We start from the raw sequence: 22051 nt of genomic DNA, 5'->3' as shown, positions 1-22051 counted from the left end.
CCTTTATGATTGTTTCACTGTTTCCAGGCTGGCCATCAGTTCCTTCAGCCGGGCATCTTCCTCGGCGGTCAGCGGCATTCTCGGCTTTCGGCAAGGCCCGCCTGCCCATCCCTTCAGCTCCATCGAACGTTTTGCAATCTGCACATACTTGCCGGAGCCCTCCAGGAATTCGCAGAGCGGCAGCAGACGATCATAAAGTTTCCATGCCTGATCCAAGTCACCTGCCTGGTACGATTCGTAAATGTCCGTCACAAGACGGGGAGCGATGTTGCCCGCGACCGAGATCCAGCCGGTCGCCCCGACAAAGAACGATTCAAGCACCAGTTCTTCGGAGCCGCAGAACACCTGAATGTCGCCTTCGCCCCGGCGCGCAATATCACGCGCTTTCCGGATGTCTCCGCTGGATTCCTTGATGTGCGTGATATTCGGGACATCCCGGCCGACTTTCAGCAAGGTTTCCGTACTGATGTCGACTCCGGAAGTAAACGGGTTGTTATAGATCATCACCGGGATCTTCACAGATTCCGCGACTGCCTTGAAATGGGCATAGATTTCTTCTTCCGTAGGATGTGCGTAATAGGAGTTGATCAGAAGCGCGGCATCAGCCCCTGTTTTTTCTGCCTGACGGGTGTATTCGATGGCATCTGCAGTCGTTTCGGCAGCCGTCCCGACGATCAGCGGCACACGTCCCTTCACCTGGGCCACTGCCGTTTCAACAGCCTGGAACCGCTCTTCTTTTGTAAGGCTGACAAACTCGCCTGTGCTGCCGTTGATGCAGAGACCAGCCACGCCTTCCTGGATGAACTTTTCGATATTTTCGGCCAATCCATTGAAATTGACTGTCTCGTCTTCGTGCATAGGGGTTACCAAAACCGGGAATGCGCCTTTGATTTCTTTCATGATTGATTCCTCCAATAATGTTTTTTTAAAGCAGTGTCAGGAAAGGTTCAGTCTCTTGCCGGATACCGTCCGCTTTTCAGCAGGGACCGCTTCGGGCGTGGTATACCAGATGAACTTGTTTCGGTAGCCATAAATCAGGCAGATGATGATGGCGATAAAGTTAAACCAGAGAAACGGTAGATAGCTTAGTGTTGAGACGCCCAGTGCGGCTGCCATGAAGACGCCTCCGTCAGACCACGGCACCATAGGGGTCGTTAGGGTCCCGCCAGCCTCGGTATTCCTGGAAAGCACACGCCGGTCAATATGCAGCCGGTCGTAGTTGTCTTCGGTGATCTTGCTTGCCGTGATCAACGATACATACGCGGCTCCGCCGAAGAAATTACCGAAGAACCCGGAGATGACGGTCGCAAGTGTTGCATTTCCTGCATTCGTCGCCCATTTGGCAAGGTAATAGCCAATCGCGCGCAAGATGCCGATCCGTTCCATCAACCCGCCCACGCCCAGGGCGAAAATGATGAGTACGATGACATCCAGCATGAATACGATACCTCCGCGATTCAGCAGGTTGTCGATAAACGGAACGCCCGACTCGATTGCATTGCCCGTGTACATGATATTCACCGAATCGAGGACAGACTTGCCCTGGAAGAGAAAGGCCCACAGCGCACCGAGAACGGCCCCGAACAAAATGACCGGAATGGATGGCTTCTTCATGGCCAGAAGTACTATGACGAGAACCGCGGGAATCAGCATGTACCAGCTGACATTAAAATACTGTTCAAGTGATGCCATGGTCTGCGTGGCGCTGCTCATGTCGCCGTCTCCCCTGTAGAAGAACCCGACTCCCAGGAATAGAAGCGCCGAGATCAGCCAGGCAGGCGCGCTCGCGGTCAGCATGGACTTGATGTGCTCAATCAGGTCTACCTTGGAAAGGGACGCCGTCATGACAGTCGTGTCGGAAAGCGGTGAAAGCTTGTCACCGACATAGCAGCCGGAAATGACGGCACCAGCGACGAGCGGAAGCGGAAATCCGAAACTTGCCCCGATTCCCATCATTGCAATGCCGGCTGTTCCGGCCGACCCGAATGACGTACCGGTCGCGATGGAGGTCACTGAACAGATGATGAACGCGGCCAGAAGGAAGATGCTCGGATTAATGACGGACAGGCCGTAGTAGATGATCGACGGCACGATTCCGCCCGCAATCCACGTCCCGATCAGCGCGCCGACGGAGATCAGGATCAGCACCGCTTCCAGTCCGTCATTGATTCCTTTTAGCAGGCCATCCTGCATCTGCTTGTAGTTGTAGCCGATCTTCAGGCCGACGACCATGATCAATCCCCAGGTGGTCAGCAGCGCAAGCTGGATGGAGATCCCGAATTGGACGATGAACAGGTACATGACGAGCGTAAACCCGATCAGGACAAACAGAATTTCCGGTAGTGTGGGAAGCCGTTTCATATCCTCTCTCATAAAACCCCTCCTTGTAGTAGGCGTCAGGGACATCAGACAATCAGGAAGCCTTGATCAAGCGGATCTTCACGGTCGAGGACAAACTGGTGGGCACCCGTCACAAACGGCTCTGCCCTGACCTTGGCCGGTCCCCCTTCACCGTCTGTTGCTTCCGCTTTGAGCGTACTGCCGAAAATGCTCGTGTTGGAAACGGATGCTGCATTCCCATTCTGTTTTTCTTTAAGGGCCAACAATGCGAAGGTCGTGTCGATTCCGGGCGAACGCAGAATATAGCCGTCTTTTTCAAACGTCACACTTCTGAATCCTCCTCCCGGAAGCTCTTCGGCCAGCACGATTCCGGTGACGCCATGGTCTTCACCTGAATATTCGGCCGCCTTTCCTGCCCCCCACTCACTGATCACGGATAAATGAGCAAGGTCAATTTTCGGGATTGCCGGCGGCAATGGGTAAGTGAGATACTTCCGCTTTCCATCAAGAACGACTGCGGATGACTGGGAAGTACGGGTCACGGACGCGGACTTGTTATGCACACGGATTTGAGTGACTTCATCACCCTCGAAATCAGCACTGAGTTCAATCACGCCTTCTGTGGTTTCCGCCGTATACCGGCCATTTTCCCGGCGATCCAGCCCCCCGGTTTCAAGCAGGGCACCGACAGCAGCCAGGACACCTTCATACTTGAATACGCTTACTTGGTGATGGGAGAAAAAGAGCAGTCCGATATCGGCGAACTCGGAGCCGGTCGGGATGACACCGTGCATCCCCCGGTGGCCCCGGGGCTCATTTAAAAGAAGTTTCTTCTCATTCGAGAAGCTCTTTGTCAGTTGTTCGGATCGGGCTTTCAGGTCCGCTCCACTAAGACGGATCGGCGATTGGGTGACGATGCGGTATGCCTCTCCGGCCACATGGGCATCCAATGAACTGAACATTTTTCCGAATTCCATTTAAACACTCTCCTTTGCCGTCTCGCATGCCGGCTCATGATCCATCGGAGGGATCAGCAAATAGCCTTCTCGTAGAGGGTCGCGTTCGTTATAGAAGAACTTGTGCATCCCCATCACCCAGGCGGAACCCGTCACTTCTGTTATGACGGCATCCAATGGCCCCGCGGTTCCCGTGTCGATCACCCGGGCTTTGAAAAGCGTACCGACGATGCTTTCGTGTACGAAGCGTTCCTTCTTACGGATCTGGCCGTGTGAGTAAAGGGTTGCAAGTTTTGCAGAGGTCCCGGTTCCGCAGGGGGAGCGGTCAATGCCGCCCGGCGGGACGACAACGGTATTTTTCACGTCAGCATCGGGATGGACCGGCTTCGTAAAAAACTCGATGTGCGTGAGACCCCGGATAAACGGAAACTCGGGATGAACAATCTCTTCGCGTTCATTGATCGTATTCCGGATCAGGATCGCTTTGCTGATAATCTCCGCAGCATGTTCCTCGGTCAGTTCAATTCCGAGCGTGTCCGCGTCGATGATCGCGTAAAAGTTCCCGCCATAGGCGATATCGGCCTGAACGTTCCCGATGCCATCCACATCAATCTCGATCGACCTCAGCAGGAACGCAGGAACATTCTCGAACGTCACTTCCTTCGCTTTCCCGTCCTCCACAAGAACCTGAACATCGATCAGCCCGGCTGGTGTATCGATCTTGAGGTTGGTAAACGGCTCCTGCACTTCGACCAGCCCGGCCTCGATCAGGGCCGTGCAAAAACCGATCGTGTCATGGCCGCACATCGGCAGATAGCCTCCGGTTTCGATATAGATCACGCCAACATCCGCTTCCGGATGGCACGGGTCCGTCAGGAGTGCACCGGACATGACGCTGTGGCCGCGCGGCTCGTTCATCAGGTGTTTGCGGATCCAGTCGTAATGCTCCTGCATATAGAGCATTTTCTCTCCCATCGTTCCTCCTTCCAATGGCGGAAGACCGCTGATCAGTGTCCTTGTCGGGTTTCCCCCCGTATGTGTATCGATCGTCGTAAACAGCCGCTCGTACCTCACTTGATTCCCACCTCCACTTTCTTTTCTTTGAACCGGCCGATCCTCAGTGGCTCAGTCGGAATGCATGTTGCCTTGCCGCTCAGCATTTCTTCCATCACTTTACCGGTGACGGCGGCAAGGCTGATTCCGTCCCCTTCATGTCCGGCAGCGACATAGAAGCCCGGCACTTCCTTCACTTCGGAAACGATCGGCAGGTGATCCTCCGTCCACGGCCTGAGCCCCGCGTACGTGCGGATCACGGTCATGTCCGCCATCTTCGGATAAAATCGGACGGCCCGCTTTGCAATATAGCGGGTCACTTCGTGGTTCACCCGTGTATCGTACCCGGCAAATTGCCGGCTGCTGCCGATCAGGAAATTCTGGCTTTCCGTCGGTTCGAACACAAGTGCCACCCCATACTTTTCCGTCATTTCATCCACCACACGCTCTCCTCCGAACTTGGAGATCAGATAACCGAACTCCATCACTTTCCTGAGACCGACCGGCTGCTGGCGCGATGCAACAATCAGCTGGCCCTTTCTCGGATAAATCGGCACGTCCACATCTAGCATCTTGCCGATATGCGGTGCCCAGACTCCGGCTGCATTGACCACTTTGTTCGCAGTGAATGTTGTTCCGCCGGTTTCAATGATGAATCGGCCGTCCGGATCCCTCCTGAGATTTTTCACTTCCGTATTCGTATGAATTTTGGCACCCTGCTTCTCCGCCGAGTGGAACATCGAGAACGTCAGCATATACGGGTTGACGGTCGAGTCCGTCTTGCACTCCAGCCCGCCGTACAGGTCATCTGCGAAATACTTCGATTCATTTCTCAGATCTTCGCGATCGAGCATCCGGAAGTCGAGGCCGGCATCGCATTGTTGCCGAACCCATTTTTCCGCGGCTTCCATCTCGGCATCGTTTTCACAAACCAGGATGCTTCCCGGGTTGCGGTATTCAAATTTCACTTCCAGTTCCTGATCCAGCTCATGGACCAGTTTCTGGCTGACCAGTGACATCTGGCTGTCGAAGCCCGGATCCTTGTCAATGGCCAAGATATTGCCGTCGCAGCGTGATGAAGTCCCGCTGGCAAGCGTACTTTTTTCAAGGACGGTAATGTCGAGCCCGGCCTTGGATCCGTAGTAGGCGATGGCCGCTCCGATGATGCCACCGCCGATGACGACGATGTCACGGTGTTCTTGGGATAACAATAAAAATCCCCCTTTCTAAAAACGTTCTCACAAATGTTGTTGCAAAAGGCATGCCAACTTTCCAAGGGGCTGATCAAACCTCTTTTTTTCTTTTTCTGTATTGAATTTTCGTATTATTGGCGTAAAATTATTTTTACACTGACTAATTATTTGGACAGGAGAGAAACCAATGCCCCGAAAACTGCAGCTCAAAGACATCATGGTGTCCGGATTGCCTGAAAGAGCAACCGATGTTCCCGCCCTCCCGAAGGACACCATATTGGACGAGGTCCTCCCGCTGCTAAAGAGATCCGAAACGGTCATTGCCCTGGACGAGAGCGGCACTCCTATCGGACATATCGACTTAAAGACAGCCTTGGATGAAATCTTGTTGGCCTATAAAAAAGAAAAGGCTTATCTGGATACCATCCTGCAGACCATCAACGATTCCTGCACAGTGATTGATTGTGAGAAAAAAGTGGTCCACTGGACAGAAGGGGCCGAAAGGATTTTCTCTGTCAGGGAAGAGGAGATTCTCGGAAAGCCGATCACTGACTTTTTTGAAGCAGAGCATCTTGAGATTCTGAACACCCTCGAGACCGGTTCTTCCGTCAGGAACCAGCAGCACCATGCCCGGGAAGACCTCGTCGTCCTCATCAACTCCAATCCGGTCCGGCTGGAAGACCGGGTGATCGGCGCGGTCGTTTCCGAGACCGACATCACGAGCCAGATCCGCCTGAACAACGAACTGCACAGCACCTCGGAAAAACTGTTCCGTCTCGAGGAGCAACTGCGGAAAGCCTCTCCGACAGACAATCCGTTCTCCTATATAAAAGGCAACAGCCGTGCTCTCAAGCGCACATTGGAACTGACCCGCAAAGCGGCACGGACAGACGCAAACATCCTGATCAACGGGGAGAGCGGCGTCGGCAAAGAGCTGTTCGCGAAAGCCGTCCATCACTTGCGTGAAACAGACACCGCCCCGTTTATCGCAATTAACTGCGGCGCCATCTCGGAAAGCCTGTTCGAGAGCGAGATTTTCGGATATGAAAAAGGCGCCTTCTCGGGCGCTGACTCAAAAGGCAAAAAAGGAAAAGTTGAGCTTGCCAAGGGCGGTACCCTCTTCCTCGACGAAATTGGAGAAATGCCCCTGGAGATGCAAGTGAAATTCCTGCGCGTGCTTCAGGAAAAACGGTTTTTCCGGGTCGGAGGCACAAAAGAACTGGATGTCGACTTCCGGATTATCGCTGCAACGAATCGTGATCTCAAAGAACTTGTCGACGAAGGAAAGTTCCGTGAAGATCTTTATTACCGGCTGAATGTCGTCAACATCAAGGTTCCTCCCCTCCGCGAACGAATCGAAGACATCATCGAACTGACCCATTACTTTCTTTATGAAATTTCGATGAAGTATAACCGGCCGATCCACGGCATCTCCCAGGAAGTGATGCAGTCGCTCATGAATCACAGCTGGCCGGGAAATGTCCGGGAACTGCACAATGTCATCGAACGGCTCGTCATCTTTTCCGACCACGGGGAAATCCGGATAGATGATCTTCCTCCTGAAATCGAGCAGATCCATATTTCCGCCCAATCCCCTCCCGGCTCGCTGAAGGAAAAGGCGAGCCGAACACTGAATGAACAACTGGGCGAGTATGAGAAAAACATTATCCTCAAAGAACTAAAAGCGGCCGGCGGCAATAAACAACAGTGCGCCGCCAACCTCGGCATCACAAGGGCCACGCTCTATAACCGGATGAATAAACTCGGTATCGAACTCTGACCCGGCCGGGCCCGAATTCACCTTGGCAAGGAACTTGCATGTAGTTTGTTAGCAGCAAAACTTCAGCAAGAGGTGATTCGGATGACTGATCGAGACATGATTGTATGCAGATGCGAAGAAGTGACATATGGGGAACTGGTGGACACCGCCGGACAGTTTGCCTGTAACTCCCGTGAGCTAAAGCTCCGCACAAGAGCCGGCATGGGGTATTGCGGCGGCAGGACCTGCCGCTCTTTAGTGGACGCCATCGCGCTGGCTGCCACCGAACGTGACGTGACGCAGATTACGCTGAAATACCAGCCGCCTGTCCGGCCGGTTCACTTCGGGGATTTGGGGGCGATTCCAAATGACTGAGCGAATCCTTGACCACCCTGTGCTTGGCGCACTGGAGCCGGATCAAACGGTCACGTTTACTTTCAACGGCATAAAGTACGAAGGCCGTGACGGCGAGCCGATCGCGGCCGCCCTCCTCGCTGCGGGTGTCCGGACTCTCCGGTATCATGAAGAAAGCGGAACGCCCAGGGGCATCTACTGCAACATCGGACACTGTTTTGAATGCCGTGTGGACGTTGACGGCCATCAGGGAGTCCGTGCCTGCCTTACCCCTGTCCGGGAAGGCATGGTGATTAACGGGGGCGGCGCACTGCCCGCCCCGGTGCGTGATTGGAGGAAGAACAATGCGTGACCTGATCATTATCGGAAGCGGCCCTGCGGGACTGGCAGCCGCCATCACCGCAGCAGAGCACGGACTGGACGTTCTCGTCATCGACGAATACCTGAAGCCGGGAGGACGGCTCCTCGGACAGCTTTATGAAGAACCCGGCGGCAACTGGTGGAACGGCATCGAGGAAAGCAGGAAACTTGCCGGAAGGGCCGGTGAACTTGGACTCGAGATCCGCCTTGGACAACCCGTCCATAACATAGAACAGGAAAACGGGATCTGGCTGGTCCATACAGACAGTGAATCATTGGAGACGAATTCCCTTCTCCTGGCAACCGGGGCCGCAGAAGCACCTGTCGCCATACCGGGCTGGACCCTCCCCGGCGTCATGTCGGTCGGTGCCGCACAGGTGATGACCAACGTCCATCGTGTAAAACCTGGCAAGAGAGGCGTCATCATCGGAGTGAATGTCCTCTCGTCTGCCATCGCAATGGAGCTGAACATCGCCGGAATCGAGGTTGCCGCCATCGCCTTGCCGAAGAACAACCGGGTCAATGGTACCGCTGCCAACCCTTCCGAAGTGATGAACGCACTCCTGCACGTGTCGCATATGGCGCCATCGGCATTCGTGAAAATGGGCAGCAAGCTGATGAAGAATGAATTCATGAAAAAGATGGGCATCACCTTCTATCCGAAAAACGGCGTCCGCATGTGGGACATCCCCGTCATGCTGCGCAAGGCGGTCATCCGGATTGAGGGAACTGACCAGGTGGAAGGGGTGACCTTGGCGACAGTGACTGCAGAAGGGAAAGTTATACCGGGAACGGAAGAAGTCATCGGCTGTGACTTTGTTTGCATTGCAGGAGGCCTTTATCCGCTTGCGGAGCTTGCCGCACTGACGGGTTGCCCGTTTTATCATATTGATGAACTCGGCGGCTCCGTCCCGCTCCACTCTGAGGACATGCGTACCCCGCTCGACGGCCTTTACGTGGCAGGCAACATCACGGGCATCGAAGGCGCCAAAGTTGCCATGAGCCAGGGGAAAACCGCTGCTTTATCAATTGCGAAAGACCTTGGGAAAGACATTGCAGAAGCTTCCCTCTCGGAAGCCGTCCAACAGATTTCTTCAATACGGTCGGAGGCACATATTCAATTCCACCCGGAAGTTGAGGCCGGGCGGAGAAAACTACAGGAATACTGGGAGCAGCATGCTGAAGGAAAGCGAAAAGTCATGGTTTAACGACAAGAGACCGGGAAGGCCAAGGCCCCCGGTCTCTTTTTATGGTTCAGGCTTCCACCACTTCAATGACTGCAAGTTCTTTCGTCGATGGAGTGAGCGTTTCGCAACCGTCCTCCGTGACCAGCAACACGTCCTCCACCCTCGCGCCCCCGACGCCGGGCAGATAGATGCCCGGCTCGATTGTAATCACCATGCCCGATTCAAGTATTTTCTCTGTATCTACGGAGAAAAGCGGCTTTTCATGAACTTCGAGGCCAATTCCGTGTCCGGTGCCCGTGCCGGAGCGATCATTATAGCCGCTCTCGATCAGGGCCTTTCTCATCAGGGCATCCACGTCGCTGTCCTTTATTCCCGGCCGGATGCCATGGAAGCAATCCATGAATGACCGGTAGACGACTTCCTGGATTTCACGCATCTGTCCATCCGGCTCTCCAATCGCGACCGTCCGGGAGATATCCGCCCAGTAGCCGTCATAATTGGCACCGAAGTCGATGGTGATCATCTCCCCCTTTTCGATGGCTTTTTCGCTTGCCCGGCCATGAGGAAGTGACGAGCGGGCACCCGAAGCAACAATTGGATAAAACCCGACGGCTTGGCCGCCGCGGCTCTCGATGAACCGCACCAGTTCATCTGCGACTTCCCGCTCTTTTTGTCCTGGCCGGATATAGCCCAGGATATGGGTGTACGCGTCATCCGTGATTTTTGAGGCTATCCGCATTTTCTCAAGTTCATCCGGGCGCTTGATCATCCGGATATTTTCGACGAAATCAAAGGTCGGAACAAGCTCCGCCGTTACTCCGCCCTTCAGCCTTTCGTAATTTCCATAGCTGAGATGCTGCTGTTCGAAGCCGACTCTCTTTAGTCCTAGTCTGGTGATCTCACGGGCAGCTTCATCAAAAATCTTCTGCTTGTGTCCGGTATGTTCAGCGTGAAGAACAACCGGCAGGCCGGTCTGCTGGGCAGCCTGCTCATGATACCTGTAATCGACAATCATTTCCGCCATTTCCTGTGTAATCAGGACAAGACCATGGCTTCCCGTGAACCCCGTCACATACCGCCGGTTCCATTCCCCGTTGATGACCAAGCCGTCCAGTCCCTGCTTCTTCAGTTCTTCTCGGATCGTTTCGATGGTTTTCATTGTTCTTCTCCCCCTTTAGTAGATGTACGCACCGATCAGCCCGGTGCCGCCGATGAGAAGCGCACCTGTCCATGCGATATACGCAAACGCAGGAAAAGGCCGCATGGCCATTTGCATTTGTTCACCGGTTTCGTTTGACACATAGTTCTCCAGCTTGTCAGTTTTCCTTTTGAAGACCGTAAATGACCGAACAAAACCGTCAAACACTCCGGCATGGATCACTTGTAGTGTCCCGCCGACCAACAGCAACAGGAGTCCCATAAAAAACAGAGGGTCGGAAAAGATCCCGCCGCTTACCAAGTCCACAGCAAGCAATCCGGTAACGGGCGCAAGACAACACAGAAAAAACCGCTTAACGCGACTCATTTTAAACGAGCACTCCTTCCCCAGCCAGGCCAGCTTCACGGTCAAGTTCCGCGGCCTCAGCCTCTGTACAAAGAAGCCAGTGACCCTCCGACACTTCCCTGAGTTTGCAATCTTCCGAAAGCCCTGCGTGGCCTGTAAACCTTTCATTCTTGCTCCTTAACCGTGTTGCGTACGGATCTGGAACCGGAATGGCCGACAACAAAGAACGAGTATAAGGATGCAGAGGATTTTCATAGAGTTCGTCTGATTCGGCAATCTCTACTAGCCTTCCTTTATACATCACACCAATCCGATCACTGATGTAGCGGACCATCGATAAATCATGCGCGATAAAGATATAAGTCAATCCCTGTTCCCTCTGCAGTTTTTTCAGCAGGTTGACAATTTGGGCTTGGATGGACACATCCAAAGCGGATATGGGCTCATCAGCAATGATCAAGTCAGGTTCGACCGCAAGCGCTCGCGCTATGCCAATCCTCTGTCTCTGACCCCCGCTGAACTCGTGGGGATAACGATTAGCATGTTCCTTCGCCAATCCGACTGTCTCTAGCAGACTATATACTTTCTCCATCCGCTCCGTCCTGCTTCTGTAGAGTTTATGGATGTCCATCCCTTCAGCTATGATATCCGCTACTGTCCACCTTGGATTTAGAGAAGAATACGGATCCTGAAAAACCATTTGAATATCTTTATTTAACTCGCCATTCTTGAAGGTTTGTATTTCTCTTCCCTTGAAATAAATCTCTCCAGAGGATACAGCATTTAAACCGACAATAGTTCTTCCGGTTGTTGATTTTCCACAGCCAGATTCACCGACCAGCCCAAAAGTTTCTCCCTTATTAACATCTAAAGTGATTCCGTCGACTGCTTTTATTATTTTCTTTCTTCCAAGCGGAAAGTACTGTTTTAGATCTTTGATTTCTAGTATCTTTTCGTTTGATACTTTTTTCACTTTTGATGAAACCATTGAATCTCTTTGATTAGATTCACTTGCTTTGATTTCGGTCGCCACTTTCTTGGCTTTCTCGTGAAGGAGCCATGTCGCTGCATAATGCGTCTCACTTACTTTAAACATTGGCGGTTCATGAATGTAATCGATTTTCAAAGCAGCAGTATTTCGTTCTGCAAACGCGTCACCCTTTGGAGGATAAAGAAGATTCGGGGGGGCTCCGGGAATTGTTTTCAGTTCCTCGTCACCTTGCTTGAGATCAGGCATAGCTTCAAGAAGCCCCTTTGTGTAAGGATGCTGAGGATTATAAAAAATCTCATCTACCTTACCGATTTCAACAATCTTTCCCGCATACATAACAGCAACTCTATCCGCTACCTCTGCTACAACGCCTAAGTCATGTGTAATAAACATAAACGTAGTACCTAAATTGCTCCTTAATTTCTTGATCAAGTCTAAAATCTGCGCTTGAACGGATACATCAAGTGCTGTTGTTGGCTCATCTGCAATAACAATTTCTGGATTACAGGCTAATGCCATTGCTATTACAACACGCTGTTGCATTCCCCCTGAAAACTGATGTGGATAAAGATTTATCCTAGCTTCAGCATCTTGAATACCTACCTCTGTAAGCAGTTCGATAACCTTCCTTTCAGCCACCCTCCTTGGTAATTTCTGATGGGTCATTAGCCCTTCCATGATTTGCTTTTTTATGGTCATTGTCGGATTCAATGAGGTCATTGGATCTTGGAAAATGATTGAGATTTCGGCTCCCCGCAAAGCCCTCAATTGTTTACTATCGAATTTCGTGACATCTCTTTCCTTATAAAGAATCTGCCCTTCCTTAATTTTACCAGCCGGCTTCGGTACAAGGCCGGCAAGACTTTTTGACATCACAGATTTCCCGGATCCAGATTCTCCTACTACAGCTAAAATCTCACCTTTGTATAAATCAAAGTTAACCCCTCGTACTGCCCGGACTTCACCGGAGTCAGTATAGAACGATACATTCAAGTTGTTTACAGAAAGGATTTTTTCCATTAGTCCTCCCTCCTTATTTCCTCATTTTAGGATCCAAGGAATCTCGTAATCCATCTCCTAATAGATTAAAGCTAATCATTATGAGACTGATTATGACCGACGAGTACATTAATAGGTGTGGATAAATTTTCATCATCTTGAAACCATCATTTACGAGTGTTCCTAGTGAAGCAATAGGTGGCTGTAGCCCTAAGCCAATAAAGCTTAGAAAAGCTTCTGTAAAAATAGCATTGGGAATGGTAAACATGGTTGTAATGATTATCGGACCTAATGTATTAGGGATTAGATGTCCTCCCATTAATCTTCCATCGCTCGCTCCAAGTGTTCTAGAGGCAAGTACAAACTCTTGACTTTTCAGCTTCAACACTTGCCCTCTTACAATCCGAGCCATGTTGACCCAACCCGTTATTACCATCGCAAGAGTAATGGAAATAATACCGGGTTGGAGAACCAAAATGAGCAGAATGATTACAATTAAGCTCGGAATCCCCATCAGCACCTCAATAATTCGTTGCATCACATTGTCAACTCTACCACCGTAATAAGCTGAAATACTCCCATATGCTACGCCGATGACTAAGTCGAGAGCAGCAGCTAGAAATGCAATATAGAGTGAAATCCGGGTTCCTTCCCAAATTCTCGTCCAGATGTCTCTGCCGAGTTCGTCTGTCCCAAACCAATAGTAATCTCCCACACCTTTAGTTTCGTATTGGTCTACGCCGCGTACATCTACCCCATCCATTCCCAACCATGAAATATTCTCCAACACTGGTACTTTTGGTGGAAGATTTGCGTGTTCCAAGTTTTGTCGATCAAATCCATGGTTGTTCATCATTGGTCCAAAAATAGCCAGGAACATAAGAATTAAAATTAAAATCAAACCTGCAAGAGCACCTTTATTCTTCTTAAATCGTATCCAAGAGTCTTTCCAGAACGAAGAATACTCAACCTTCTTTTTTAACGGCTTAACTGTGTGGTCCTTTGCAATTTCAAACATATCATCACTGACTTCTAAATCATCTACTCGCACGCTGCTCACCTCCTGTCAAACGGATTCTTGGATCGATTAACACATAAAGAATGTCTACCAAGAACACGATGAGAATGAAGAAGAAACTATAGAAAAGTGTGACTCCCATAATCACGGGGTAATCATTGGTTAAAATTGAATTGACAAACTGTTCTCCAAGTCCAGGAATACTAAATATTTGTTCAACCACAAGTGTCCCAGTCATTAAAGAAACTGCTAACGGCCCCAAGATGGTAACAATAGGTATCAGGGCATTTCTTAAGGCGTGCCGTACAATCAGGACCGACTCCCTGATTCCCTTTGCACGGGCTGTCATGATGTAGTCATTTCCCAAAACATCCAACATTTCATTTCTCATAAATCTTGCAATCGTCGCTATCACAAAAGCAGCAAGCGCAACGGTAGGTAAAATTGAATACTCAAAGCCTTCCCAAAAAGCAACAGGCAACCACTGCAACCGGACACCAATCCAGTATTGAAGTAGGCCAGCAAATACAAAGTTCGGAATTGACAAGCCAAGAACCGCAATAATCATAGAGCCGTAATCGAGAAATGTATTGTGTCTTAGCGCTGCGATAATCCCAAGAAGCAATCCAAGTAGTGTTCCAATAATTAGAGATTGTGCTCCTAAAATGGCCGAAACACCAATTCGCTCACCAATAATGCTCGTCACAGGCCTACCGTCGAACTGGAACGAAACCCCCAAATCACCGCCAACTAGATTTCCAAGATATTTGAAGTACTGAACTGCCACAGGCTGGTCAAGCCCATACCGTTGGTACATCATTGCTTTCTGAGCTTCTGATAACCTTTCGTCATTAAAAGGAGATCCAGGAAGCGTTTGCATTAGAAAGAAGGTAAAAGTCGCAATGAGTAAAAAGGTGAACAGCATATATCCCAATCTAGTGAAGATGTATCTTTTCATCTTTCCCCTCCTCCTGTCTATAAAGGGAAGTACTTTAAAAGCACAGACAAGGGAATGCTTGTGAGGGGAGTAAACTAAGTTATCCGCCCGCTTGAAGTATAGTCCCTTGTCCGAAAGGTAATTAACAAATCTAAACTATCCTTGCTTTCTTAGAATAGGGATACATTTTGCTGCTATCTCTAGCTAAGGATATTTGACTTTAATTTCATTTCTCTATTGTTGCCCACTTATAGGTGAAAGTTGAGTTTCCATGGGCTACAAACCCCTGAACGTATGGCTTTATCAACCGTGCAGATCCAGCTTGGTACAATGGTGATATGACCGCTTCCTCACCAATTAGAATTTGCTCTGCTCGCTGCAAATCTTTTGAACGTCGCTCTATATCTGAAAAGTCCGTCTTCGCTTTTTTAACTAGCGTATCATATTCGTCATTCTTAAAGTCTTGCCAATTGTAGGCCCCATCCGACTCAAAGACAGTTAGAAATTCTACTGCATCTCCTACATCATTCCGCCAACCGGAATACGACAAGTCGTAATTTTGTTTTGCTTCAAGGTCTAATTTTTGTTTGTTTGGTTGCTGGTTAATTGTGATTTTTAGGCCAGGTAGATTTTTCTCCAGTTGGTTCTTTACAAATTCAGCAACAGACTTACGTTGCTCATCGTCGTAACTAAGAAGTTCAAAGCTTAATTCATTCTTACCTATTTCCTTTAATCCTGTTTCCCATAGTTCTTGTGCCTCTTCAATAGTGCCTTTATTGAGATCTCCATATGAATCACGGAAGTCAGATCCGTCTTCCAGTTCAACAAAACCTGGGAACACTAGGAAATACGCTGGTATGGAACCGTTTTTCAAGATGTGCTCTGCAGCTTGCTCTTTATCCCAAGCCATATCAATTGCCTTTCGGATGTTTACATTGGATAAGTCTTCATTTCGCTGGTTCATTCTAATGAAGTACATTTCTGATTTCGTGGATGTGTGATATTCCTCACTTTCTTGGTAAACATCAATGAAGTCAGAAGTAAGATTTGCTACATCTATATCTCCGGTTTCATATAGATTTACTTCAGTAGCCGTGTCCTTTGTCACTCTGACCTCGACCTTATCAAGCTCCACATTCTCAGCATCCCAATAGTTTTCATTTTTCTTAAATGTCCATTTCGAATCATGATCCCACTCACTTAAAGTAAAAGGCCCGTTATAAAGCATATTTTCCACTTCAAGGGCATAACTATCTCCTTGTTCTTCCACAAACTTTTCCTGTTGAGGATAGAACACCGGGTGTGCAAGTAGTTCAGTAAAATAAGGCACAGCATGTTCAAGCTGGACTTCTAATGTAAAATCATCCACAGCTTTTATGCCAAGTTCATCTACCTTACCGTAGGAAGGAGAGTCCGGATCCATAATGGCATCAGCCCCTTTGATAGGTCCCGATAAGTATGCATGGGGAGAAATTGTGTCTGGGTGAAGCATCTTCTTCCAGGCAAATACAAAGTCATGAGCAGTTGTAGGCTCACCATTGCTCCACAGTGCATCTTCATTCAAAGTAAATGTATACAACTTACCATCTTCGCTAACTTCGTAATCTTTGACGACCCCATTTACGACATTATCATTTTGATCGAGACGGAAAAGTCCTTCCACTACATTTTGCAATACAGTTTGAGACAAGCCGTCAATTTGTCCATTTGTCTTTAAAGTTGGAATTTCACCTGCCGCGGCAAGATGAAGCACATTCTCAGTGGATGTCTTGGCAGAAGATGCATCACTCGTATTTTCCACAGCCGATTCTCCACCGCCATAGCAACCTGCAAGTAACAAAATACTCGTAATAACTGAAGCACCAAGAGATCGTTGTTTTATTCTCATTTTAACCCTCCTCGGTTTTGTCAGAATTTTTTACACCCAATACGGAATGTTCAAAATATTTTACACGTTTTCGCGCGCTAAGTTACACTGTTTCGGTTCTCATGGTCCCCACCAGTTCCTCCAGCAAGAATCCCTCCGGCATCGGGTCTTCCGGATCGAGAATAAACTCATGAATCCCGGTCAGGTGGCCTGTTCCGCTTACTTCCGGGATGATCGCTTCCCTTCCCCCGACACAATCCACCCGCAGGATAGTCCCCTTGAATTGGCCATCCGTAATGCTTTCATGGACAAAGCTTTCTCCTTCCCCCAGCTCTCCGTGGGCATAAAGGCTGGCAAGCCGGGCACAGGTTCCAGTGCCGCACGGGGAACGATCGACTTGCTCGTCCGCAAAGACAGTTACGTTGCGGAGGTCAGATGTTGCCAGATTTGGCTTGTCCGAATAAATGACGCCATAGATGCCGTTGAGGCCTGGTTCCAGCGGATGCACGACATCCACTGCTTGTTCGGCTGCCTGTTTGATTTTCGTTGCCCATTTTCTCAATTCCGCCAAGTCCTTCTTTTGTACACTGAGGTTTAATTGGGAAGCGGGGAGAATGACATAGAACGCTCCGCCAAATGAAACGTCAGCTTTGAGCTTCTTGCCGTCAACGGTTAGGGCCAGGTCTTTTTCAAGGACAAAAGACGGGACGTTTTCAAAAGAAACCTGCTTAACCTTGCCGTCTTCAACCTCTGCTTGCGCAACAACCTTTCCTGCCGGGCTGTCAATGATGAACGTCCGGCTTTCTTCTTCCACCTCAAAACGGCCGGTCTCAATGCCCATCGTCAGCACACCGACGATGCCGTGACCGCACATCGTGCTCCACCCTTCGTTGTGCATAAAGAGGACTCCAAAATCAGAATCTTTCTCTGCCGGTGGAGTAAGGATACAGCCATACATCCCATGGTGACCTCTCGGCTCCAGCATCAAGGTTTTTCGGATATGATCCAGGTTTTCCATGCAGTAAGCTCTTCGCTCCAGTTGACTGTCCCCTATAATCTCCGGTAGACCTCCAGTAATGATCCGAAGCGGTTCCCCCGCTACATGCACATCAACCGATGTAAATGTTTTGCTTTCCACTTCACCCATCCCCCTTTCGGATTTATCACTATTGCTTGCATGTTTTATGCCAATGTCGAGGTTGCTTCCGATATTCATTTCGTCAAATTTAGTTAGAAATCGATGCTGCCTGCACTATTTCCCAGGAAATATGTCGAAATAAAAAAGCGCAAGCGTCCGCTCAGTAACACACAAACAAACTGGATCACTTCGCAATGAGATTAAGGAAACCCGGCGAGGAACGATCTGATGTTGACTTATCGTAGTGGAGAAGTGTTAGGCTTGCTAGTTGCTGGGCGCTAAAGCTGGACATGACCAACAGAGGAATAATCATTATTCTTAGCGTGTAGGTTTATAGTTTCTTAAGAGAGTAAAAAAACCGTCAATCGGGTTGAGGCCACTGAAAAACTATTTAAATTTCCTATGGACTAAAAAGAGCCACCACTATCATCCGGTTTTTGGACATAGTAACGGCTCATTTTGTGTGGAAACATCAGAAGGTGGACGTTATTGTCCCTTCTTTGCGTCCCATCCCTGCAAGCACCCGCAGCGGAAATCAACCGGATGCCGTAGAAAAGAGCCACCACTCAAAAAATGAGTGATGGCCCTTTCCATAGACTTTTTCGGTGGCCTCATCGGGTTTTTTAGTCATTTTTACACGGACGAAAGAGGCATTTTCAATCTCAATCGCTCTTATGTGTGTTTTCAGCAATCCTCAACAAGAATATAAGTGGCGCGGATCGGGCCGTGGACACCCACTATCAGTTTCATCTCGATATCCGCACTGTTGCTTGGTCCGGAAATGAAACTGACGCAGGAAGGCGTAACTTCACCTCGCTCCACTGCCTCGTGGATTCGCCGGGTGGCTTGGGTCAGCCGCGGAACCAATGTGCTTTTGGGGATGATTGCGATGAATGATTCCGGCAGCAGGCTGATGGCGCGGCCATTGGCCTGATCTATAAACAAAGTCACCGTTGCCGACTCCGCCAATGTCACATCGCTGAAACAGATACCGATATCCGCACGCTCAGCAAAGGTTTTGTTTTTCTCACCCAGTTCCTGGTCCCACAGATGGATTTCCGCACCTTCCTTCTCAAGACGCGAAAATAGGGTATCCAGACCAAAGGAGTATAGCCGTTGATCACTTCCCGCAACAATCGACTTTCCATTATATTCCTTGACCGTGTCCGTCAAAGCCGATCCAAGATCAGAAAGGGTCGCCCTTTTAAAGGACGTATGGATGGCGCTGCACTGAAGCTCCAATACTTTCACGAGGTCGTCAGCAGAAAGATTGTTCAGCACTTCATCTTGGGGACGCAAGCTCCATTCCGGCCTTTTGACCCCTGATGTCCGTCGGTCCCTGCCAAGATTCGCTGCGATATTATCCAAAAAGGCTTCACGATTTTGTATCGTCATTTCTTTTCCGCCTCCTTTTCACGCTCTTTGAACCATGATCTGAATGTCTGCTTTGCAGGGGCAGGAAAATCTCTAGTAGCCGTCCAGGCCTTCAGTGGACCCGGTCCCTTCGGAATCTTGCTGTCCTTCGTCCATGGCTTTAAGGCCGTATTCGCCAGACCCGCACTGAATTTATAGGCTGCAGGATGTGATGCCCACTGCGCAAATCCTTTCATTGCCCATGTCTCTCCCAGCGGTGCAAGGTTTTCCTCTTCCACTATTTTTTGCCGATGCAAAATCAATTGTTCGTGTAATGGAATTTTCACAGGACAAACCTCCGTACAGGCGCCGCAAAGAGATGATGCATATGGCAATTCCTGATGGTCTTCATAGCCGTCAAGGAGCGGTGTCAGCACTGCTCCGATCGGTCCCGGATAAATCGAACCATATGCGTGACCGCCAATATGGCGGTACACCGGACATACGTTGATGCAGGCTGCACAGCGTATACAATGCAAGGCCGACTGGAATTCAGTACCCAATATCTTGGAGCGTCCGTTGTCGACGATGACCAGATGGAATTCTTCCGGACCGTCAGTTTCACCTTCCAAGCGCGGACCGGTCAACCCGGTTACATAGCTTGTCAGCTTTTGGCCGACTGCGGCACGTGTAAGGAGGCTGACGAGGACATCCAACTCTTCCCAAGTCGGAACGATACGTTCCATCCCCATAACGGTGATCTGAGTGTCCGGCACTGTTGTCACCATCCTGGCATTTCCCTCGTTCGTCACAAATGATATGGTTCCCGACTCAGCTACCGCAAAGTTGCAGCCCGTTATGCCGATATCGCAGGCTAAGAAGTCTTTTCTTAATTGCTCTCTTGCGAATAGGCCCAGCTCCTCCGGATTGTCCGATCCTGCGTAGCCTCTTTTTCTTGAAAACGTTTCACGGATCTGTGTTTTGTTTTTATGCAGCGCCGGGGTAACAATATGGGACGGCGGGTCTTCATCAAGCTGTAAGATCCATTCTCCAAGATCCGATTCAATCACTTCGGCTCCTGCTTCCTCGATCGCAGCATTCAATCCGATTTCTTCTGTCACCATTGACTTGGATTTTACAATTTTTTTAGCTTTTTTGCTCTTGATGATTCCTTGGACATATTCATTTGCTTCCTCGGCCGTTGAAGCAAAATACACATGTCCTCCCCTCTTCTGGACATTTTCGCTCAGCTGGTACAAGTAATAGTCCAGATTTTCCAAGGTGTGCTTCCTGATCTCTGCCCCTAGTGTCCGCCATTCTTCCCAGTTCCCCAGTTCTGCCGCTTCACGCTGCCTGCCGCCACGAAACCTTCCCTGTGCCGAGGCAACAGCTTTCCGCATAAAGTCGTTTTCCACACCGTCCTGAACCCGCTCCTCATACGGCCGGTTGTCGATTTTCACACTCATCAGATACTCTCTCCCTTTCTCCGTCGCATGGTCACTTTCGGCAGTTCAGAATTTCAGTGATATGGACAATCTTGACATCCTTCCCTTCTCGCTGCATCCTTCCCCCGATATTCAGCAGGCACGCCATATCTCCGCCCACCAGATATTCAGCACCGCTTTCCGAAACATGACTTGATTTTTCGGATGCCATCTCGGTTGATATCACCGGATTCTTCACTGAGAAGGTCCCTCCGAATCCGCAACAGTCTTCTTTTATGGACAAATTCACCAAATCCACCCCTGGGACATGTTGCAAAAGCATCAAAGGCTCTTCCTTTACACCGAGAATTCTGGTCATATGACAGGATGGATGATAGGTCACCGTCCCTCGGAATGTCGAGCCCACATCTACGATGCCCAGGACATTCACGATAAACTGAGTCACTTCAAATGTTTTATCCGCCAGCTTCTTAGCTTCTGCCTCCCAAACCGGGTCACCTTGAAACACTTTTGGGTATTCCCGGATCATTCCTACACAAGATCCGGAAGGGCCCACTACATATTCTGAGTTGCTGAAGGCCCTTATCATCTGCTTCATTGCCTCTTTCGATGAATGAAGATGACCGCTATTGTACGCCGGCTGCCCGCAGCAGGTCTGCGCGTCCGGAAAATCTACTTCGCATCCCAGATTCTCTAACAATTCAACCGTATGTATGCCTACATCCGGCGATAGCATATCGCACATACAAGTGATGAACAATGAAACTTTCATGTTGGATCCACCTCTCCATATTCAACTCTCTAAATACATCAGGTCATCCTATGAGTGGTGCGTAAAAGAAAGATGACCCTGATGAGGACACCTTCACTTTAGCTCAGCGTAGATAAGGAGACAGTACATGGTCCACTGCGGCCAGGTGATCTGCCATTGCCTTCTCCGCAGCGACTGAATCTTGCTTTTCAATGGCTTCATAAATCTTCCGGTGTTCTTCAAGCAACCAAACCAGGCGCTCTTCGGAATACAAGATCAGCCGGCGTGTCTCCCGCATGGACTCCAGCGTAATATCCGTCACACTTGATAACAGGTCAATCAGCATTCGGTTTCGGGTGCCTTTGAACAGTGCCATATGAAATGCCAGATCTGCTTTCTCCCCGACTTCCCCTGTACCTAGTGCCGTCTCCATTTCTCGCAGTGCCACTTCCATGGAACGCAAATCTTCTTCTGACCTATTCAGGGCAGATACCCCTGCTGCTCCCACTTCCAGGATTCTCCTCAGTTCCGATAGTTCCCTAATATCCTCACGCTTCTGAATTAGTGTACCCGCAGCCGAAAGTGTGAATGAAGCTGCTCGGGCGTCCCCGACAAAGGTTCCTTCTCCCTGTCTGACATCAACGATTCCCATTGCCCTCAACCCGCTAATCGCTTCCCGGACCGCTGAGCGGCTCACACCAAAGCTTTTCGCAAGCTGTTCAACGGAATCCAGGCGATCCCCAGGCTTGAGCCCGCCCGTTTTGATCATCTCTACAATCCGGTCAGCCACTTGCTCGTATATCTTCTGCACTCGAATAGATTTCATTGTTCATCCTTCTTTCAATC

20 protein-coding genes are annotated in these 22051 nt (G+C 49.7%); 4 read left to right on the top strand and 16 right to left on the bottom strand.

Annotated elements, in window-relative coordinates:
• Window positions 1–3 precede the first annotated feature (3 nt).
• From dapA to KHA84_RS06450, 5 genes are read right to left on the bottom strand one after another with little or no spacing between them, the layout of a single operon-like run.
• A complete protein-coding gene (gene dapA, locus KHA84_RS06470; RefSeq protein WP_213422709.1) occupies window positions 4–900 on the bottom strand; it encodes a 4-hydroxy-tetrahydrodipicolinate synthase in 897 nt (298 codons plus the stop codon).
• A gap of 36 nt (window positions 901–936) precedes the next feature.
• On the bottom strand, window positions 937–2373 hold the full coding sequence (gene nhaC, locus KHA84_RS06465) for a Na+/H+ antiporter NhaC (protein ID WP_213422708.1): 1437 nt from the start codon (window positions 2371–2373) through the stop codon (window positions 937–939).
• A 32-nt stretch (window positions 2374–2405) separates the two neighbouring features.
• Window positions 2406–3317: a proline racemase family protein gene (locus KHA84_RS06460; RefSeq protein ID WP_213422707.1), complete on the bottom strand. Its 912-nt coding sequence runs from the start codon at window positions 3315–3317 to the stop codon at window positions 2406–2408.
• Window positions 3318–4370 carry a proline racemase family protein gene (locus tag KHA84_RS06455; RefSeq protein ID WP_213422706.1) on the bottom strand — a complete coding sequence of 351 codons (1053 nt, stop codon included), beginning with the start codon at window positions 4368–4370 and terminating at the stop codon, window positions 3318–3320.
• Window positions 4367–5560, bottom strand: coding sequence for an NAD(P)/FAD-dependent oxidoreductase (locus tag KHA84_RS06450; RefSeq protein WP_213422705.1), 1194 nt, complete (start codon window positions 5558–5560; stop codon window positions 4367–4369). Before KHA84_RS06450 ends, KHA84_RS06455 begins: the two co-directional genes overlap by 4 nt.
• Before the next feature lie 169 nt (window positions 5561–5729).
• On the opposite strand from KHA84_RS06450, the gene KHA84_RS06445 reads away from it, so the two are divergent.
• The 4 genes from KHA84_RS06445 to KHA84_RS06430 all read left to right on the top strand — a co-directional run bounded on the left by KHA84_RS06445 (window position 5730) and on the right by KHA84_RS06430 (window position 9223).
• Window positions 5730–7322: a sigma-54 interaction domain-containing protein gene (locus KHA84_RS06445; RefSeq protein ID WP_213422704.1), complete on the top strand. Its 1593-nt coding sequence runs from the start codon at window positions 5730–5732 to the stop codon at window positions 7320–7322.
• A gap of 81 nt (window positions 7323–7403) precedes the next feature.
• Window positions 7404–7676, top strand: a complete 273-nt coding sequence (locus KHA84_RS06440) for a (2Fe-2S)-binding protein (protein WP_157294401.1) — start codon at window positions 7404–7406, stop codon at window positions 7674–7676.
• Complete coding sequence (locus KHA84_RS06435) at window positions 7669–8007, top strand: (2Fe-2S)-binding protein (RefSeq protein ID WP_213422703.1); 339 nt, start codon at window positions 7669–7671, stop codon at window positions 8005–8007. Before KHA84_RS06440 ends, KHA84_RS06435 begins: the two co-directional genes overlap by 8 nt.
• Window positions 8000–9223 carry an NAD(P)/FAD-dependent oxidoreductase gene (locus tag KHA84_RS06430; protein WP_213422702.1) on the top strand — a complete coding sequence of 408 codons (1224 nt, stop codon included), beginning with the start codon at window positions 8000–8002 and terminating at the stop codon, window positions 9221–9223. The genes KHA84_RS06435 and KHA84_RS06430 overlap by 8 nt, the downstream gene beginning before the upstream one ends.
• Before the next feature lie 46 nt (window positions 9224–9269).
• Here the strand turns inward: KHA84_RS06430 and KHA84_RS06425 are convergent, their stop codons facing one another.
• From KHA84_RS06425 to KHA84_RS06375, 11 genes are all read right to left on the bottom strand, one after another.
• Complete coding sequence (locus tag KHA84_RS06425; protein WP_213422701.1) at window positions 9270–10361, bottom strand: M24 family metallopeptidase; 1092 nt, start codon at window positions 10359–10361, stop codon at window positions 9270–9272.
• 15 nt (window positions 10362–10376) lie between these two features.
• Window positions 10377–10766: a DUF3899 domain-containing protein gene (locus KHA84_RS06420; RefSeq protein WP_336511109.1), complete on the bottom strand. Its 390-nt coding sequence runs from the start codon at window positions 10764–10766 to the stop codon at window positions 10377–10379.
• Entirely contained in the window at window positions 10729–12717 is a 1989-nt protein-coding gene (locus KHA84_RS15500; protein ID WP_213422699.1) for an ABC transporter ATP-binding protein, read from the bottom strand. The genes KHA84_RS06420 and KHA84_RS15500 overlap by 38 nt, the downstream gene beginning before the upstream one ends.
• 13 nt (window positions 12718–12730) lie before the next feature.
• Window positions 12731–13714: an oligopeptide ABC transporter permease gene (gene opp3C, locus KHA84_RS06410; RefSeq protein WP_213422785.1), complete on the bottom strand. Its 984-nt coding sequence runs from the start codon at window positions 13712–13714 to the stop codon at window positions 12731–12733.
• A 19-nt stretch (window positions 13715–13733) separates the two neighbouring features.
• On the bottom strand, window positions 13734–14672 hold the full coding sequence (gene opp3b, locus KHA84_RS06405; RefSeq protein WP_213422698.1) for an oligopeptide ABC transporter permease: 939 nt from the start codon (window positions 14670–14672) through the stop codon (window positions 13734–13736).
• 205 nt (window positions 14673–14877) lie between these two features.
• The gene (locus KHA84_RS06400; protein WP_213422697.1) at window positions 14878–16539 is read right to left on the bottom strand and encodes a peptide ABC transporter substrate-binding protein; all 1662 of its coding nucleotides are present in this window, start codon (window positions 16537–16539) and stop codon (window positions 14878–14880) included.
• Window positions 16540–16621: 82 nt separating this feature from the next.
• Window positions 16622–17665 carry a proline racemase family protein gene (locus KHA84_RS06395; RefSeq protein ID WP_213422696.1) on the bottom strand — a complete coding sequence of 348 codons (1044 nt, stop codon included), beginning with the start codon at window positions 17663–17665 and terminating at the stop codon, window positions 16622–16624.
• A gap of 675 nt (window positions 17666–18340) precedes the next feature.
• Window positions 18341–19051: a LutC/YkgG family protein gene (locus KHA84_RS06390; RefSeq protein WP_213422695.1), complete on the bottom strand. Its 711-nt coding sequence runs from the start codon at window positions 19049–19051 to the stop codon at window positions 18341–18343.
• On the bottom strand, window positions 19048–20475 hold the full coding sequence (locus KHA84_RS06385; RefSeq protein ID WP_213422694.1) for a LutB/LldF family L-lactate oxidation iron-sulfur protein: 1428 nt from the start codon (window positions 20473–20475) through the stop codon (window positions 19048–19050). Before KHA84_RS06385 ends, KHA84_RS06390 begins: the two co-directional genes overlap by 4 nt.
• 31 nt (window positions 20476–20506) lie before the next feature.
• Window positions 20507–21226, bottom strand: coding sequence for a (Fe-S)-binding protein (locus KHA84_RS06380; protein WP_213422693.1), 720 nt, complete (start codon window positions 21224–21226; stop codon window positions 20507–20509).
• A 103-nt stretch (window positions 21227–21329) separates the two neighbouring features.
• Window positions 21330–22031, bottom strand: a complete 702-nt coding sequence (locus KHA84_RS06375) for a FadR/GntR family transcriptional regulator (protein ID WP_213422692.1) — start codon at window positions 22029–22031, stop codon at window positions 21330–21332.
• Window positions 22032–22051 lie beyond the last annotated feature (20 nt).

It is taken from the genome of Bhargavaea massiliensis, from assembly GCF_018390575.1.
Lineage (GTDB): Bacteria > Bacillota > Bacilli > Bacillales_A > Planococcaceae > Bhargavaea > Bhargavaea massiliensis.
The sequence above is the reverse complement of the archived record's forward strand: the minus strand, read 5'-3'. Positions and strand labels throughout refer to the sequence as shown.